The following is a 15,393-nucleotide window of genomic DNA, read 5'->3' on the forward strand; positions in this document are numbered from 1 at the left end:
TCAGGCCTCCACGATGGTGGATGGGGACGGGACGGGATCGGCGGGCGCCGGCGCGATCGCTTCGAACGGGGCGACGCCCGGTGCGGCCGCGGCCTCGATCAGATGCTCGAAGGCGACGGCACGGTGCGCCGCCGTGTGCGCATCCATCACCCGATCGTGCGCGGCCCGCCCGAGCCTGGCGATCTCGGTGTCCGACAGCGCGAGCGCCGCGTCGATGTCCTCGGAGCCGCGGGCGACCAGCACCTCGGTGCCGGGCGAGAAGAACGTCTCCAGTCCCTCCCAGTCGTCCGTGACGATGGCGGTGCCGCAGGCGGCGGCCTCGAACAGCCGGCCCGACGGGCACCAGCCCATCGCGGCCATCGCCTTGCGGGTGATGTTGAGGGTCAGGCGCGACGAGGAGAAGAAGGCGGCGTGCTCGGCCGGCGGCAGGTGGCGCACGAACCAGATGTTGTCGCTCCAGGGAAACTCCTTGGGGTACTGGGCGCCGCCGATGACGAAGCGCCGGTCGCGCCAGCGCGTCGCCGGCTGGAGCAGGAACGTCTCCAGGGCCGGCTGGCGGTCGCTCGCATAGGTGCCGAGATAGGAGAGGTCGGCGATGTAGTGCGACACCGGCGGCACGCGATGATGCACGCGCGGATCGACATGGCCGTAGAGCGGCGCGGCGCGCCGAGCGTGAAGCCGCGTGATCAGCTCGTCGAGCGCGCGGCCGCCCGTGTAGCTGAGCACCAGGTCGAAGCCGGCGAGGCCGCCTGCGGGAAGATACGGGACCGTGTCGCCGTCGCGTAGCGTGGCGAGCGTCACGGGCGTGTCGAGATCGTAGAAGACGCGGACCGGCCGCGGGGCGTCGAGCACCATGGCCGATACGGCGGGCCCGTCAGGACAGTAGGACGTGACGATCGCCACGTCGGCGTCCGCCAGCACGGCGTCGATGCGGGCGCGCATTTCGGCGAGGTCGCGATAGAGGATCAGATCGCCGTCCGGAAGCGCCTCGAGATCGCGGTTCGCCGCATAATAGGGGACGTCGCGCTCGAAGAACGTGGTGTGATGGCCACGCGCTGCGAGCGCCGCGATCAGGCCCCGCCACAGCGTGGCGTGGCCGTTGCCCCAGGTCGACGAGACGGTGAGGCCGAACACGACGATCTTCATGCCGCGACCCGTTCGTTCAGCGAGAGGAGCTTGGCGCCCCACGTGCCGACCACCAGGGTCGACACGCTGGCGGGACTCACCTCGAGCCGGTCGTAGGCATCGAGCGTCATGCCGAGATAGTGGAGCAGCGCCGCCCGGATCACGTCGCCATGGCTCACCGCGGCGATCCGGCCGTCGGGATGCGTTCGCGACAGCCGGTCGAGCAGCCCGACGACGCGCTGCTGCACCGCCCGCATGCTTTCGCCCTCCGGAGCGCGCGCCTGTCCGCGATCCTCGTTCCACAGTCGCCACTCTGGATCGTCGGCGATCTCGGCGAGGCCGCGGCCGGTCCACGAGCCGAGGTCGACCTCGTCGAGATCCGGCGAGATGGTGACGACGACGCGGGCCGCCTCGGCGATCGGGTTCGCCGTCTCCTGGGCGCGCTCGCGCGGGCTGGCATGCACGCCCGTGAGGGCCTCGGCGGACAAGCGAAGGGCGAGCATCGCCGCCTGTCGCCGGCCGTCGGCGGACAGGCCGATGCGCGGCGTGCGGCCGACCAGCACGCGGTCCTGCAGCCCGTGGGGAGCATGGCGGACCAGAAAGAAGGTGGTGGTCATCGCGGCGCTGTCCGGATCGTCAACCCTCTCCGTCGATGAAGGCGTCGAGGCGCAGGCGCGCCTCGTGATCGGTGAACTGCACGGGTGGCGACTTCATGAACCAGCCCGACGGGCCTTCGAGGGCGCCGCCGATGCCGCGGTCGAGCGCCAGCTTGGCGCAGCGCACGGCGTCGATCACGACTCCGGCGGAGTTGGGCGAGTCCCAGACCTCGAGCTTCAGCTCGAGATTGAGCGGCGTGCCGCCGAAGCCGGCGCCCTCCATGCGGATGTGTGCCCACTTGCGATCCTCGAGCCACGGCACGTGATCGCTCGGACCGATGTGGATGTCGTCGGGGGCGAGCGGCACGTCGAGCTGGCTCGACACGGCGCGTGTCTTGGAGATCTTCTTGGAGTCGAGCCGCTCGCGCTCCAGCATGTTCTTGAAGTCGGCATTGCCGCCGAAATTGAGCTGATAGGTGCGGTCGAGCCGCACGCCGCGCTCGCCGAACAGATGCGCGAGGACGCGATGCACGATGGTGGCACCGACCTGGCTCTTGATGTCGTCGCCGATCAGCGGGATGCCGCGTGCCGCGAAACGGCGGCGCCAGGTGTCGTTCGACGCGATGAAGGCCGGGATGCAGTTGACGAAGGCGCAGCCGGCATCGAGCGCGCATTCGGCGTAGTACTCGGTCGCCTTCTGGGAGCCCACCGGCAGGTACGAGACCAGCACGTCGGTGCCGGTCTGCTTCAGCGCCCGGCTGACATCGACCTCGGGCTCTGGCGATTCCGGCACGTCGTCGGTGAGGCAGCGGCCGATGCCGTCGAGCGTGCGGCCGCGCATCACGCTCACCCCGAGCGGCGGCACGCGGGCGAACCGGATGGTGTTGTTCGGCGGCGCGAGGATCGCCTCGGCGACGTCGCGGCCGACTTTCCTGGCGTTGACGTCGAAGGCCGCCGAGATCTCGATGTCGCGCACGCGATAGCCGCCGAGGTCGGCGTGCATCAGACCGGGGACCGGCTCGTTCTCGTGGGCGTCGCGGTAATGGAAGAGGCCCTGCACCAGCGCGGAGGCGCAGTTGCCGACGCCGACGAGGCCGACACGGACGCGCCGCGACGCTGCACTTGCGGAGGCGGCACTCGTCATCGGAACGTCCGGGTCATGAGATCCCCCTCGGTCCGCCGCCGCCGGCGGCGGTGTGGGCGAACCTATGTACGTTTCGCCAACGTCCGCTCGGAACGAAGGTTCCCCGGTCCGTGAAGGCCGATCGGCACGGCCCTGATCAGCATGGCAGTGAGGCGGTCGAGCACGGTCCGCCAGTCCTCGTCGGCGCGCCGGCGCAGGAGCCGCATGCTCGGGTACCACGGTGTGTCGTCACGCCGCGTCATCCAGCGCCAGTCGCAGTCGTCCTTCAGCAGCGTCACGCAGGGCAGGCCGAGCGCCCCGGCGAGGTGCGCCGGCATGGTATCGACCGAGACGACGAGATCCAGCGCCTGCATCCGTCGCGCCGTGATCAGGACGTCGTCGCTGCCGATGTCTCGCGCCGGCAACGACTTCAGCTCGCTGTTGGAGAGACCGCGCTGGAGCATGCAGGGCTCGATGCCGAGCGTGGCGAGGCGCTGGAACAGGCGTCTCATCAGGTCGGTCGGGATCGAGCGGCCCGGATCCCAGCCGCCGGCCGTCCAGACGAAGCCGATGCGCAGTGGCGCGCGGCCCTCGATATCGCTCTCCGCGCGCAGCGCGATACCGTTCCCCGCCTGCGGCTCGATACCTCTCCCCGCGTGCGGGGAGAGGTCGACATTTGCGCGTCCGGCGCGAATGTCGGGTGAGGGGGCCTCTCGTGGAAACGGAGACGCCCCCTCACCCGACTCGCCGCTGCGCGGCGAGCCACCCTCTCCCCGCGTGCGGGGAGAGGGAACCGGACTGCCGTGCCGGTGATCCGACACGATCGCCCGATCGAGAATCTGCTTCGCCCGCTCCGGAAACAGATACGGCACCGGCCCGAGCGTGTCCGGCGTCGCCCGCAGCGCGTGGGCGAGCTCCATGATCTCGATGTCGAGGTCGTAGTCGACCTCCGGCGTGCCGTCGTGCAGCGGCAGCACGGCGTCGACGCCGGGCGCGGTGGCGACGAGCGGTAGCACCGCCGGCTGGACCCAGAGGGTGACATGCGCCGCGATGGTCCGCAGCGGCGCGGCGAAGCGCACGAACTGCAACGTATCCCCGAGACCGTGGTAGCAGCGGACCAGCACATGCCGTCCGGCGAGCGGCGCGCCGGTCCAGACGAGCTGCTCGTGGCGCGGCCGGTGCCAGCCGGTCTCGCCGCGCGCGCGACGATCAGCCAGCACGCGATCGCTGATCGCCCAGGCGGCGGCGAAATCGCCGCGCCGCATCGCCTCCGTCCACGGATCGGCCGCCGCGGCGGGGATCGTGTCGTTGGGGGCCGTCGTGTCGCCCATCCTGCCTCCCGCGTCGGACTCTTTGGCCGATCGCGCGATCGCGCCGCCCGACGTGGAACACGCGACGGAGCCCGACGGTTTCCGCACCGACGGCCGACACGCCGCTGTCGGAGCGAGGACGCGAGGAGAAGCCGATGTCACAGGGCAAGGTCACGACCGACCACGACGCCATCCGCAAATGGGTGGAGGAGCGCGGCGGCCATCCGGCGACCGTCGAGGGGACCGAGACGGGCGGCGAGCACGCCGGGATCCTGCGAGTCGACTTCGGCCCCAAGGACGACACGCTCGAGACGCTGTCCTGGGACGCGTTCTTCGAGAAGTTCGACGAGGCCGATCTCGCCTTCCTGCATCAGGACAAGACGGCGGACGGCAAGGTCTCGCGCTTCCACAAGTTCGTCAGCCGGTCGAAGCAATGAACGAGGCGGCGCTGCACGACCGCCTCGCCGAGGCCTACAACCTGATCGCCGCGGCGCTGCGCAGCGACGCTCCGGACTTCGATCGGGTGATGGACGCGATCGGCCGGCTGTTCGATCCCAAGGGGCCGTTCAACACGCCGACCATGACGCTCGCACTGCCGCCCTCGGTCGACCGCGCCGTGCTCGATCTCCGCGACGTGATGGAGCGGTTCCGCGACCGCAGCGCGGAATCGACCGAGGAAGCGGTGCGCGAGGTGTGGTCGGTGCTCAGCCGCCGGGAGGTCGTGGCGGCGTTGCGGAAGCGGGAAGCGTTCGAGGCGGAGTAGGTCGAGCATCACGGCGTCGCGCGGCAGCCCGCGTCACGCGCGGGTCGCACAGCCGTGTCCGGCCGCTCACCCGTCGAGCACGGCCTTCAGCTCGCGCAGATCGTGCTCGTCGACCACTGGGGCGAGATCGTGGATGTGGATGTCCAGGTGGGCGGCGATCTCGCGGGCGAGGTCGTGGTGTCCGCGGCGGGCCGTGTCGGCCAGGATGATGCCCATTCCGAGAAGCGTGGCGGAGTGGACCGTGCCGGAGAAGTCGGTGACTGTACGCATCGTCAGTCCCCCTCGATTGCTCATCATAGCATCGGATCGTTGATGCTTCGCTTAAGGAGCTTCGCGTAAGGAAGAAACCGTGACCGCGGGCCGTCTCGCGTGGGCGGCCGGCCGGCGTGGGCGGTGTCGTTCGAAGGTGGCGTGCGTGAGATCAGGGCGCCGCCGGCGGCCCGGAGGCGTCGCCGTCCGGCTTGCCGGTGCCGTAGCGCGTCCGGATCGCCTTCTCGATCGGGCCGCCGGCGAGCAGCACGAAGAACAACAGGGGCAGGGCGATCGCGATCACGGTCCAGGCCGCGACCGCGCAGGCCGCGCCGAGGCTCGCCGTCACCCAGATGCAGGCCGCCGTGGTGAGGCCGCGCACCCGGGCGTCGCCGGAGCCGCGCACGATCACGCCGGCGCCCAGAAACCCGATGCCGGTGAGGATGCCCTGGACGACCCGGCTGACGTCGGTGAGCCGGTCCTGCTCCTGGATCGAGGGATCGACCGCCGCCATCACGGCGAGCGCGGCGCCGAGACCGACGAGGCCGAGCGTCCGCATCCCGGTCGGCTTGCCGTGCAGGTCGCGGTTGAGCCCGAGGATCATGCCGACCACGGTGGCCGCGGTCAGACGCAGGGCGATGTCGGTCCAGTCCATGACGTGCCTTCATCCGCCCGGCGGAGCGAGTTGCCGTCACCTCTCCCCGCCAGCGGGGAGAGGTCGGATTTCGCGCCGAAGGCGCGAAGTCCGGGTGAGGGGGCGTCGCCGCGAGTCCGAGCTTGTCCGAGGCGCCCCCTCACCTCGACCCTCTCCCCGCGCGCGGGGAGAGGGGGAGCCGGCGTCGTGCCATGGCGGCAGCGACGTCGATCTCACCCCGCCGTGTGGCCGCGCAGGTCGAGCTGGCGGAGCGCGCGGTCGATCCACAGCTTGGTGAGCTTCTCCTGGGTGCCGTTCTGGGAGAGGCGGCTCCTCAGATTGGCGAAGTCGACGCGGTCGAGCTCCTGGTCCTGGTTGGCGCAGGAGAACACCACGGTTTCGGTGCCGGTCGCCGGGTCCTTGTGGACCTGCAGGCACTGCGCGCAGATCTCCTTCATCATGCATTGCATGGGCGAGTTGATCGAGCCGATCGCCTTGTGGCCGGGCTTGAGATGCGCGGCCAGCATGCCGTGGCGGGCGCGCGCGACCGCCGCCATCATGCCGTCCGAGCCGATCGCGATCACCCGGTCGATGTCGCCGAGGTCGACCGGCTGGTCGCCGAGCGCCCCGGTCGCGTAGGCCTCCAGCGCCGCCACCATGTTGCCGACGAAGGTCTTGTCCTGCGGCCGGTCGGCGGAAAAGCCCGGCGCCTCGTCGCAGCACCACACGATCGCGTCGGCGGCGCGCTCGATCTCGGCGACCTTGTAGCGGTCGCGGATCTGCTTGTAGCCGGCGAAGTAGAGCACCTTGCCGCCGCGGGCGCGGGCCGCCTCGCCGATCGAGAACAGCACGGCGTTGCCGAGGCCGCCGCCGATCAGGAGCACGGTCTCGCCTGGCTCGATCTCGGTCGGCGCGCCGGTCGGGCCCATCAGGATCACCGGCTCGCCGGGCCGCAGCGTGGCGCAGAGGTCCGACGAGCCGCCCATCTCCAGCACGATCGTGGCGAGCAGGCCCTCGTCGCGGTCCGTCCAGGCGCCGGTGAGGGCGAGGCCCTCCATGGCGAGCGCCGTGCCGTCGACCCGGGTCGCGAAGGTCTCGTAGTTCTGCAGCCGGTAGAACTGGCCGGGCTCGAAGGCGCGCGCCGCCGCCGGCGCCTTCACCACCACCTCGACGATGGTCGGGGTGAGGCGGTTGACAGCGTGGATGGTGGCGCGCAGCTCGTGGTCGAGCTTTTGATACAGCGCGGCGCGATCCGGCGGCGCGGTGTCGAGCGTCGCGAGCAGCCGGGCGACGACCGGGAAGCCCTGCTTGGCGCTCGCCATCGCCTTCACGACATTGCCGGCGAAGGAGGGATGCAGGTCGCCGAAGAAGCTGACGGCGCGCCCGTCCGCGCGAATGTCCGTCAGCACATGGGCGACCGAGGGCTTGGCGATCCGCTCCGGCGAGACCGTCGCACCCGCCTCGTCGCGCGCGCGAAAATACTTGCCGTCGAGCGCCATGGCGGCATCCTCGCGGGCCAGCGTCGTGTTGGGCTGGGTGCCGGCTGCGACCACGATGGTGCGGGCCGGCAGCGTCACCTCGGCCTCGCCCGGCACCTCGCCCTGACGGGCGAGTTTCAGCGCGCGCGCGTGGCCGTAATTGTCCAGGACCACCTCGGTCGGGGAGAGGCGCTCGGCGAACCAGATGCCTTCCTCCATCGCCTTGGCGATCTCTTCGTGATTGAGCGTGTAGCTCGGCGCCTCGACCATGCGGCGCCGATAGGCGACCGTGACGCCGCCCCAGCCCTTGACCAGCTCGGCGAGCCGCGCCGGCCGGTTTTCACGCGCTGCAGCGTCCCGCTCCGCCCTGATTTTTCGCGCGTGGTCGATGAACTCGTCGGCGATCAGCGTCTCCGCCTCGCTCCAGGCGGCCCGCACCTGCGGCTCGCTGCGCTCGGCCGCGAGCGCCTCGTAGCGGGCCAGGAACTTCTCGACCTGCAGCGGATAGTAGGCGAGCGCCTCGGTCGCCGTGTCGATCGCGGTGAGGCCGCCGCCGATGACGACGACGGGCAGGCGGATTTGCAGGTTGGCGATACTGTCCGGCTTCGCCGCGCCGGTGAGCTGCAGCGCCATCAGGAAGTCGGAGGCCTGGCGCACGCCGGTGGCGAGCCCGTTCTTCATGTCGACGACGGTCGGCTTGCCGGCGCCCGTGCACAGCGCGACGTGGTCGAAGCCGAGCCCGAACGCCTCGTCGATCGTCAGCGTGCCGCCGAACCTTATGCCGCCGAACATCTTGAACTGCGCCCGGCGCTCCAGCAGCAGCCGGATCAGCTTGAGGTAGTTCTTGTTCCAGCGCACCGTGATGCCGTATTCGGCGACACCGCCGAAGCCGGCCATCACGCGGGTGCCGAGATTCTCCTCCAACTCGGCGAGATCGCGGATCGGCCGGAACGGCACGCGGGCGCCCGACATCTCGGTGCCGGAGATCGAAGGATCCAGCGGCTCGATCTTGAGGCCGTCGACCGCGACGACGCCGTGGCCGTCGTTCATCAGGTGATGCGAGAGCGTGAAGCCGGCCGGGCCGAGGCCGACGACCAGCACGCTGCGGCCGGTGTCGGGCTTGGGCAGCGGGCGGCGCAGGTTGAGCGGGTTCCAGCGGGTCAGGAGCGAGTAGATCTCGAAGCCCCACGGCAGCGCCAGCACGTCCTTGAGGGCGCGGGTCTCGACCTGCGGGATGTCGACCGGGTCCTGCTTCTGGTAGATGCACGACTTCATGCAGTCGTTGCAGATGCGGTGGCCGGTCGCCGCGCACATCGGATTGTCGATCGTCACGATCGCCAGCGCCCCGACCGTGTGGCCGCCGGCCTTGACGAGATTCATCTCGGAGATCTTCTCCTCGAGCGGGCAGCCGGCGAGCGGCACCCCGAACTCGTTGCGCCGGAAGCCGCCGGCCTTCTCCTTGAGGCCGCGCGAGCAGGAATCCTTGCCCTGGTTGTGGCACCAGATGCAGTAGTTGGCGTGATCGAGCGCGCCGGTCAGATCGGTGCCGCAGTCGGTGAGATCGAAGCCCTCGCGGAAGCGGCGGTGGTCGTCGGAGAGCTTGAACACCGTCACGCCCTCGACCACTTCGGTCTCGACCGGCACCAGCCGCATCGGATCGATCTTGCCGGGCGCCTTGAACAGGACGCCGCCGTGGTGGCGGTGCTGGCCTTCGGCCGTGTGGGTGGCCCAGGCGGCGTAGCGGGCGAAAAGATCGAGCACCTCGGCGTGCTCGGCCTCTTTCTCGAAGATCGGCGCCACGAAGGTGGCGAAGGCGAGCTCGTCGAGCGGCCCGCCCAGCACCTTCTCGACCTCGGCCGCGAGGGCGTCGCCGTCGAAGGCGGTGGCTGCGGCCGGGCCGTATTTCTTGGCGGCGCGGCGCTGCACGAACAGGCGCTTCACGGTGTAGAGCGGGGCGAGCGCGTGGTGGCGGGCCTGCAGGGCGCGCACCTCGGCGCCGATTCCGAACAGGTCGGCGAGGAAATCCTCGACATGCGGGGCGAGCGCGATCAGCAGCTCGGACTCGTCCTTGGCCGCGACGGCGTCCGGTGTCGCGCGGGCGACCATCAGGCGATCGTGCAGGCCCTGGTCGGCGGCCGCCAGCCAGGACACGAAGGCGGCGTCGAGCCGCACCAGTCCGTCGCGGTCGTAGAGGTCGGCGAAAGCGAAGCCCTGGGCGAGGCGGAGGGGCGCCGCGTCGGCGCTCGGGGTGCCGGACGCCGGAGATACGGGACGCACGACAGAATCGATCGGCGAGGTCATGTCGGGAAAGCTGTCCTGGTCTACGCTGCTGCGCCCGTCGGCGCGGTCGTTTGGGGCCGAGGACGGCTATAGCACGAATCGAGAGGGGCCGAATCGCCCCCGGCCGTGCCGTTCCGGCGGGTTCCGGGTGAGCCCACCTACCCGGACGGGCGGGTTTTTGGGTTCCACCACGGTTTTTTACTACCCCCGTGATAGGACTAATGGCGCAGGCGAAGAATTAGGTGTCTCTATCGGTTGCCGAGCGGACGTGGACGCGTCTGCAGGAGGCCCGGGTGCAAATGCGCCACTTAGGTCGGCGAAGCTGGTCTGCGAAACGTGGCCGACGACACATGGTCGGCGAAAGCGAGACTGTTTCCGGGCGTCGTACCGAAAAGACCGCGCGCGGCCGAGGCCGGCGTCCGGCCATGCTCAGCATGTGCCGGACCGGACCTCGTGGCGACGGTCGATCAAGTCGGGCCGTGTCATGACCGATTCAGAATTGTCCTTCGACGTGCCGGCGCTGGTGTCGCTGTCGCGTCAGATCGAGATGCATCTCGAGCGCCTCATCGTGCAGGGTGCGCTCAAGAGCGGGCAGCGCCTGTCGGAGCCCGACATCGCCAAGCGGTTCCGCACCAGCCGGTCGCCGGTGCGCGAGGCGTTGCGGCGGCTGGAGCAGGTCGGGCTGGTGGTGATCGAACCGCGTCGCGGGGCGTCCGTGAAGGCGCCGAACGAGCGCGACATCTCCGACATGCTGGCGATCCGCGAGGCGCTGGAAGGGATGGCGGCGCGGCTCGCCGCCGAGCGGGCCGAGACCGAGGACATCGCAAGGCTCGAGGCCTGCATCGCCGATCCGGCCGCCACCGACGAGCAGTCGAGCCTCGCGCTGGTCGACTTCCACGAGGCGCTGGCGCAGGCGGCGCACAATCCGGCCCTGCAGGCCATGCTGCGCGGCTCGCTCAACCTGTTCCGGATGGTGCGGGCGATACCGGTCGACCATCATGCGCGCAAGGTGCGCGCCGCGGAGGAGCATGCGGCGGTCGTCGCCGCCATCGCGGCCCGCGATCCCGACGCCGCCGAGGCGGCGGCCCGCCGTCACATCCGGACGATGCGGGCGCAGCTGCTGGAGGCCGGTGGCGGGCTCACCGAGGAGGAGCGGTCGGCGGCAGCCGGGGTGGCGTTCGACGCGACCGCGGATGCGGACGACGACGAGGCGCTGACCCGCCCGACCAACGGCGCGCGACGGTCGACCCGCGGCGGTGCGCTGGGGAACGGCCGCGACGATCCGGCCGGGTGAGACTCTAGACTAGCCGTCACGTCGTGCGGTCAGCGCGCGGTTCAGCCGCTCGCGCACGGCGTCGGCCTCCTCGCGCGTCCAGGTGCGAAAGCCTTCGCCGGTCTTCATTCCGAGCTTGCCGTCGGCCACCTTGGCACGGAGGAAGTCGGTCGGCTCGGCCGAGCGGTCGAGCTGCGGGACCAGCGTCTCCTGGATGTCGAGCGTGAGATCGAGGCCGACGAGGTCGCATTGCTCGAGCGGACCGAGCACGGCGAGCCGCGCCCCGAAGCCGGTCTTCACGACGGTGTCGATCGTGGCCGCGTCGGCGACGCCGGCGGCGAGCAGCGCGATCGCCTCGCGCTTGAGCGCGTGCTGGAGCCGATTGCCGATGAAGCCGGGAATGTCGCGCCGCACATGCACGGGCGCCTTTCCGGCGGCGCGCAGCAGATCCATGGTCGCGGCGATCGTCGTGTCGGTGGTCCATTCGGTCTGGATCACCTCGACCAGCGGGACCAGATGCGGCGGGTTCCAGAAATGAGTGCCGACGACGCGGCCGCGATGCGCCAGATGACGGCCGATCTCGGTGCTCGGGATGGCCGAGGAGTTGCTGGCCAGGATCGTCTCGGGCGCGACGACGCCCTCCAGCTCGGCGAACAGGGCGCGCTTGAGCGCGAGCTTCTCGGGGGCCGCCTCGAACACCACGTCGCTGCCGGTGGCGGCCGGGGCGAGACGGTCGAAGATCGCGATTCGATCGACGACGGCGCGGTCGCGCCCGAGCAGATCACAAAGCCCGGCGAGCCGGTCCGGCAGCGCCGTCCGCACCGCCTCGGTCGGCTCGAAGAGGCGCACGGGATGGCCGGCGGCGGCGAACAGGAAGGCGATACCGTGGCCCATCAGGCCGCCACCCACGACCGCGATGGTCTTGCCCGTCACCTCGTGCTCCTGTCTGGAAATGCTTCGCCCGAACCGGCGGCCGCCCGGCCGGGCAGGCCACGACGGCGACGACGCGCGGCAACGCCGCGGGATCAGCGGCCGCGACGGGCCGGCTTGCAGAACGACTTGTGGAGCGCCGCGATGATCTCGCGGACCTCGGGACGGGCGAGCGAGTAGTAGACGTTCTTGCCGTCCCGGCGCGTCTCGACGAGGTCGTCGGCGCGCAGCCGCGCGAGCTGCTGCGACACGGCCGGCTGGCGGAGCTTCACGGTCTGCTCGATCTCGCTGACCGACTTCTCGCCCTCGGTCAGCATGCAGAGGATGACCAGGCGGGCCTCGTGCGACAGGGCTTTCAGGAATTCGCTCGCCTCGCGGGCATTGGCCCGCATGGTGCCGACATCGACCGCGCTGCCGGCGGAGGACGTCCGCGTGCGGCGGGCGACGGGGGTCTGAAGGTTCATGCGTGGTCCTGTCTCGGTGGCCCTGTTTGTCGGTCTCGATGATCGTTCTAGGCAGTGACGGTCTAGTAGTGTCATTCGCGAAGGAGTCGTTCTCAGTGGTGCGCGAGCCCGGGCCGAGACGCCGGCTGCCGCCGCCGTCGCGGCCCAGCCATTGTTTCAAATATCACGATATTGAAGGTCTGTCAGCGCGCCGCCGCGCTGGCCGGAGATGCACGACCCCGCGTCCGACGCTGGTGCGACGGTGCGGCCGAGCAATCGCTTCGATGAGCGCCCGGCCGCGCCCGGGCCCGGTCTCGCTCCCGGCGCTCAGTCGTTCGTTCCGCCGGCGGGTCGGCGTCCGGTCGGGGCGACCTTGCCCTGATGGCCGGTCTGCTGCGAGCGCTGGCCCGGCTCCTTCCACGGCTCGTGGGTGCCCTGCTGACCGCTCTTGTCGCGGGTCTTGGGATCCTGTTTAGGATCGTTCTGAACTGGACGATGGATGTTCTCGGTCACGGGCGGCGTCCTCGACGGGGGAGGGCCGGGCCCCGAGACCGAGGTCCCGAGACCAAGCCCAGAGGCTGACGACCGGCGCACGGGATCGCGCGCCGGGGCCTGCCGCCGATGCGAGGACTTGCGCCGGCTACTCGGCGGACTTCACCCGCACCTTGGTGGCGACCGGACCCGTGTCGCCAACACCCTCGACGTAGTAAAGTTCGTCGCCGCGTCCGAGCGCGTCGAAATCGCCGGCCAGGACGCTGTTGCGGTGGAAGTAGAGCAGGCTGCCCTCCGACGTGACGAGATAGCCGAAGTCCTGCTCCGGCTGCACCTCGGCGACCTGCCCGAGCTTCTGGTTCTGGATGTCGCTGTAGATCGCCTTGGTCTTGCCCTGCCGCTGCTCCTTGAGGCCGACGAGCTGCCGCTCGGCGATGCGGAACGCCTCGTTGATCGCCTTCTGCAGATCGGGCCGCTGATACTTCCGTTGCAGATGCTCCGGCTCGTGGCTGACGACCAGATCGGCGCGGCCGGGGATGCCGATCTCGATCCGCACCACGGGCGGGATCGAGGAGCCGTTCGACTTGGCACGCTGATCGACCCGGACCCGGCACGACGTGATCCGCTCGAACAGACGCTCGAGGTCCGCGACCCGGTTGCGGATCATGGTCTCCGCCCAGTCCGAGGAGTCGATGTTGTGGAAAGCGATGTCGACGGGAACTTGCATTGGTCACCTGACAAGCGGTGAGGAGGAAGGCGCGGGACGATTCACAATGCCCCAATCTAGGCATTCCTGCGCGGGATTTCCAGGATGCGCGGCGGTGGGCCGCGCCGTCGGGTGGGGCGCAGCGGGGCGGGGAGGGCATTGTCGCCCGGAACCAGCATGGATCGGGCGGAATTGATTTTTCGCTAAGAACAACAACCAGGTCATCCCCGATGCCGAAATCCTCCGCCGCGCCGTCGCCGACTCCCGGTCGGGATGCTGAACCGGCTCCGGGCGCCGGCGGAAAGTCCTGCGGGCCGGGCGGTCGGCGTGCCGACCGTCTCACCCGGCGGATCGGTCTCCTGCGGGTGGAGGCCGCGTCGCTGTCGATCCGGCGGACGAAGCGGGGCCGCGGCTGGTCCTATGTGGACGCCGACGGCACGCCGGTGCGCGATGCGGAGACGCTCGCGCGGTTCGCCTCGCTCGCCGTGCCACCCGCTTACGCCGACGTGCGCTTCGCGGCCGACCCGCGCGCCCACATCCAGGCGATCGGGCGCGACGACGCGGGCCGGACCCAGTACCGCTACCATCCCGACTGGGTGAAGGTGCGCGAGCGTCGCAAGGCGCAGCGGCTGCTGCGTCTCGTGCAACGTCTGCCGGTGGTGCGGCGCGCCGTGACCCGGCACCTTTCGGCGCAGACGCCGAGCCGGGCCTTCGCGCTCGCCTGCGCGATCGAGCTGATCGCCTGCACGGCGATCCGGGCCGGGGACGAGGCCTATGCCAGGCAGCGCGGCACGCGCGGGGCGGCGACGCTCCTCAAGTCCAATGTCCGGATCGAGGGCGACACGGTCGCGCTGTCGTTCAAGGCGAAGGGCGGCAAGGCGGTGAGCAAGGCGGTGACCTCGGCGCGTCTCGCCGCGGCGCTGCGCACGCTCCTGACGCTGCCGGGGCGCCGGCTGTTCCAGTATCGCGACGCGGCCGACGCGATCCACATCGTGCGTCGTCAGGACATCAACGCGTTCCTGCAGGAGGTCGCAGGCGCCAAGATCTCGGTAAAGGATTTCCGCACGCTCTGCGCTTCCGCCATGGTGCTGGAGACGCTCGCCCGCACGGTGCCGGCCGCGAGCGCCCGCGGCCGCCGCAAGCAGGTGCTGGAGGCGGTCCGCGCCGCCGCGGACAGCCTCGCCAACACGCCGGCGATCTGCCGCAAGAGCTACGTCCACGAGACCGTCGTGACGGCCTTCGAGACCGGCGTGCTGGAGGGCTTCTCGGCCACCATGAAGCAGTGCCGCACGGCGGCGCGGCGTGAGCAGATCGTCGCCCAGGTGCTGGTCGGCATGGCGAGCTGACGAACCTCTCGCTGCCGCGCGCGGCGCGGGTCGTGCGCCGAACGCGGTGGATGCGACCTGCTCGGGCCGCCGCGCGTGTCGCTCTCACATTCGGAAATGCGCGTACGACCTTCGTCGAGCGGCTCGCGTCGACCTTGAAGGGATTCTGCTGCGTCGGCGGTGTGAGGTGCGGTTCCGCGCGGTCGCAGCGTCGCGGACGCGAAGGCGAGCCGAACCGAGAGGTCGTGATCAGGCCTGCGGACGCTCGGCGATGATGTTGATGCGCTCGGCGGGGATCAGACCGAAGAGCTTGCGGGCGATCGCCCCCTTGACGCGATGAACAGGCAGCGTGCCGTCCTGGCGCCACACCGTGACTTTCGGGGTCAGCCGGCCGTCGCGACCGTTCCAGCTCACCAGATACTCGGAAATGAGTCCCTTCTTCTTGATCGTCTCGAGAAAGCGGACGATCTCGTCGTGTCCGTGCAATTGATGCTCTCGTACGAACATTGAGGGCTCGCTCGCCGCCGCGGTGGGAAACGCCATCAGCACACCACAGTTTCGCAGACGCGCAAAGTCATTTTCGCAGTCGCGAATTTTTTTCCACCTTGTGCCAGAGCCGCTTGATCGAAAGTCGAAGGGGGGAGGGAAGAAAGGACCGAAAACAGG

General features: G+C 70.1%; 16 protein-coding genes. 4 read left to right on the forward strand and 12 right to left on the reverse strand.

Annotated features, from left to right (window positions below):
- The 4 genes from ABTU92_RS12865 to ABTU92_RS12880 form a co-directional block, all read right to left on the reverse strand.
- Complete coding sequence (locus ABTU92_RS12865; protein ID WP_408091177.1) at window positions 1-1,146, reverse strand: glycosyltransferase; 1,146 nt, start codon at window positions 1,144-1,146, stop codon at window positions 1-3.
- Window positions 1,143-1,742, reverse strand: a complete 600-nt coding sequence (locus ABTU92_RS12870) for a histidine phosphatase family protein (RefSeq protein WP_408091179.1) — start codon at window positions 1,740-1,742, stop codon at window positions 1,143-1,145. The genes ABTU92_RS12865 and ABTU92_RS12870 overlap by 4 nt, the downstream gene beginning before the upstream one ends.
- A 19-nt stretch (window positions 1,743-1,761) precedes the next feature.
- Window positions 1,762-2,865: an inositol-3-phosphate synthase gene (locus ABTU92_RS12875; RefSeq protein ID WP_408091181.1), complete on the reverse strand. Its 1,104-nt coding sequence runs from the start codon at window positions 2,863-2,865 to the stop codon at window positions 1,762-1,764.
- Window positions 2,866-2,927: 62 nt separating this feature from the next.
- Window positions 2,928-4,175, reverse strand: a complete 1,248-nt coding sequence (locus ABTU92_RS12880; protein ID WP_408091183.1) for a glycosyltransferase family 9 protein — start codon at window positions 4,173-4,175, stop codon at window positions 2,928-2,930.
- Between the two features lie 134 nt (window positions 4,176-4,309).
- Between ABTU92_RS12880 and ABTU92_RS12885 the strand changes: the two genes are divergently transcribed.
- A complete protein-coding gene (locus tag ABTU92_RS12885; protein WP_408091185.1) occupies window positions 4,310-4,591 on the forward strand; it encodes a hypothetical protein in 282 nt (93 codons plus the stop codon).
- Window positions 4,588-4,917: a hypothetical protein gene (locus ABTU92_RS12890; protein ID WP_408091187.1), complete on the forward strand. Its 330-nt coding sequence runs from the start codon at window positions 4,588-4,590 to the stop codon at window positions 4,915-4,917. The genes ABTU92_RS12885 and ABTU92_RS12890 overlap by 4 nt, the downstream gene beginning before the upstream one ends.
- Window positions 4,918-4,983: 66 nt before the next feature.
- On the opposite strand, the gene ABTU92_RS12895 is transcribed toward ABTU92_RS12890, so the two are convergent.
- The 3 genes from ABTU92_RS12895 to ABTU92_RS12905 form a co-directional block, all read right to left on the reverse strand.
- Window positions 4,984-5,187, reverse strand: a complete 204-nt coding sequence (locus ABTU92_RS12895; RefSeq protein ID WP_408091189.1) for a hypothetical protein — start codon at window positions 5,185-5,187, stop codon at window positions 4,984-4,986.
- 151 nt (window positions 5,188-5,338) lie between these two features.
- Window positions 5,339-5,821, reverse strand: coding sequence for an MgtC/SapB family protein (locus ABTU92_RS12900; RefSeq protein WP_408091191.1), 483 nt, complete (start codon window positions 5,819-5,821; stop codon window positions 5,339-5,341).
- A 212-nt stretch (window positions 5,822-6,033) separates the two neighbouring features.
- Window positions 6,034-9,555, reverse strand: coding sequence for an FAD-dependent oxidoreductase (locus tag ABTU92_RS12905; protein ID WP_408091193.1), 3,522 nt, complete (start codon window positions 9,553-9,555; stop codon window positions 6,034-6,036).
- A 487-nt stretch (window positions 9,556-10,042) separates the two neighbouring features.
- On the opposite strand from ABTU92_RS12905, the gene ABTU92_RS12910 reads away from it, so the two are divergent.
- Window positions 10,043-10,852, forward strand: coding sequence for a GntR family transcriptional regulator (locus ABTU92_RS12910; RefSeq protein ID WP_408091195.1), 810 nt, complete (start codon window positions 10,043-10,045; stop codon window positions 10,850-10,852).
- Window positions 10,853-10,861: 9 nt separating this feature from the next.
- Here ABTU92_RS12910 and ABTU92_RS12915 read toward each other — a convergent pair whose 3' ends face one another.
- From ABTU92_RS12915 to ABTU92_RS12930, 4 genes are all read right to left on the reverse strand, one after another.
- The gene (locus tag ABTU92_RS12915; RefSeq protein WP_408091197.1) at window positions 10,862-11,764 is read right to left on the reverse strand and encodes a 3-hydroxyacyl-CoA dehydrogenase family protein; all 903 of its coding nucleotides are present in this window, start codon (window positions 11,762-11,764) and stop codon (window positions 10,862-10,864) included.
- A gap of 92 nt (window positions 11,765-11,856) precedes the next feature.
- Window positions 11,857-12,225, reverse strand: a complete 369-nt coding sequence (locus ABTU92_RS12920; RefSeq protein WP_408091199.1) for an ArsR/SmtB family transcription factor — start codon at window positions 12,223-12,225, stop codon at window positions 11,857-11,859.
- 306 nt (window positions 12,226-12,531) lie between these two features.
- Window positions 12,532-12,717, reverse strand: a complete 186-nt coding sequence (locus ABTU92_RS12925) for a hypothetical protein (protein ID WP_408091201.1) — start codon at window positions 12,715-12,717, stop codon at window positions 12,532-12,534.
- A 127-nt stretch (window positions 12,718-12,844) separates the two neighbouring features.
- On the reverse strand, window positions 12,845-13,423 hold the full coding sequence (locus ABTU92_RS12930; protein ID WP_408091203.1) for an HPF/RaiA family ribosome-associated protein: 579 nt from the start codon (window positions 13,421-13,423) through the stop codon (window positions 12,845-12,847).
- Window positions 13,424-13,632: 209 nt separating this feature from the next.
- On the opposite strand from ABTU92_RS12930, the gene ABTU92_RS12935 reads away from it, so the two are divergent.
- Entirely contained in the window at window positions 13,633-14,748 is a 1,116-nt protein-coding gene (locus ABTU92_RS12935; protein WP_408091205.1) for a DNA topoisomerase IB, read from the forward strand.
- Between the two features lie 228 nt (window positions 14,749-14,976).
- On the opposite strand, the gene ABTU92_RS12940 is transcribed toward ABTU92_RS12935, so the two are convergent.
- Window positions 14,977-15,276, reverse strand: coding sequence for a hypothetical protein (locus ABTU92_RS12940; RefSeq protein WP_408091207.1), 300 nt, complete (start codon window positions 15,274-15,276; stop codon window positions 14,977-14,979).
- Between the last annotated feature and the right edge of the window lie 117 nt (window positions 15,277-15,393).

Origin of the sequence: Rhodoplanes sp. SY1, from assembly GCF_046000175.1 — a bacterium.
Classification (GTDB): domain Bacteria; phylum Pseudomonadota; class Alphaproteobacteria; order Rhizobiales; family Xanthobacteraceae; genus Rhodoplanes.

Excerpts from the sequence above, each read along its gene's own strand:
- ABTU92_RS12865 (WP_408091177.1), bottom strand. The coding sequence starts at position 1,146 with ATGAAGATCGTCGTGTTCGGCCTCACCGTCTCGTCGACCTGGGGCAAC.
- ABTU92_RS12870 (WP_408091179.1), bottom strand. The coding sequence starts at position 1,742 with ATGACCACCACCTTCTTTCTGGTCCGCCATGCTCCCCACGGGCTGCAG.
- ABTU92_RS12875 (WP_408091181.1), bottom strand. The coding sequence starts at position 2,865 with ATGACGAGTGCCGCCTCCGCAAGTGCAGCGTCGCGGCGCGTCCGTGTC.
- ABTU92_RS12880 (WP_408091183.1), bottom strand. The coding sequence starts at position 4,175 with ATGGGCGACACGACGGCCCCCAACGACACGATCCCCGCCGCGGCGGCC.
- ABTU92_RS12885 (WP_408091185.1), top strand. The coding sequence starts at position 4,310 with ATGTCACAGGGCAAGGTCACGACCGACCACGACGCCATCCGCAAATGG.
- ABTU92_RS12890 (WP_408091187.1), top strand. The coding sequence starts at position 4,588 with ATGAACGAGGCGGCGCTGCACGACCGCCTCGCCGAGGCCTACAACCTG.
- ABTU92_RS12895 (WP_408091189.1), bottom strand. The coding sequence starts at position 5,187 with ATGCGTACAGTCACCGACTTCTCCGGCACGGTCCACTCCGCCACGCTT.
- ABTU92_RS12900 (WP_408091191.1), bottom strand. The coding sequence starts at position 5,821 with ATGGACTGGACCGACATCGCCCTGCGTCTGACCGCGGCCACCGTGGTC.
- ABTU92_RS12910 (WP_408091195.1), top strand. The coding sequence starts at position 10,043 with ATGACCGATTCAGAATTGTCCTTCGACGTGCCGGCGCTGGTGTCGCTG.
- ABTU92_RS12920 (WP_408091199.1), bottom strand. The coding sequence starts at position 12,225 with ATGAACCTTCAGACCCCCGTCGCCCGCCGCACGCGGACGTCCTCCGCC.
- ABTU92_RS12930 (WP_408091203.1), bottom strand. The coding sequence starts at position 13,423 with ATGCAAGTTCCCGTCGACATCGCTTTCCACAACATCGACTCCTCGGAC.
- ABTU92_RS12935 (WP_408091205.1), top strand. The coding sequence starts at position 13,633 with ATGCCGAAATCCTCCGCCGCGCCGTCGCCGACTCCCGGTCGGGATGCT.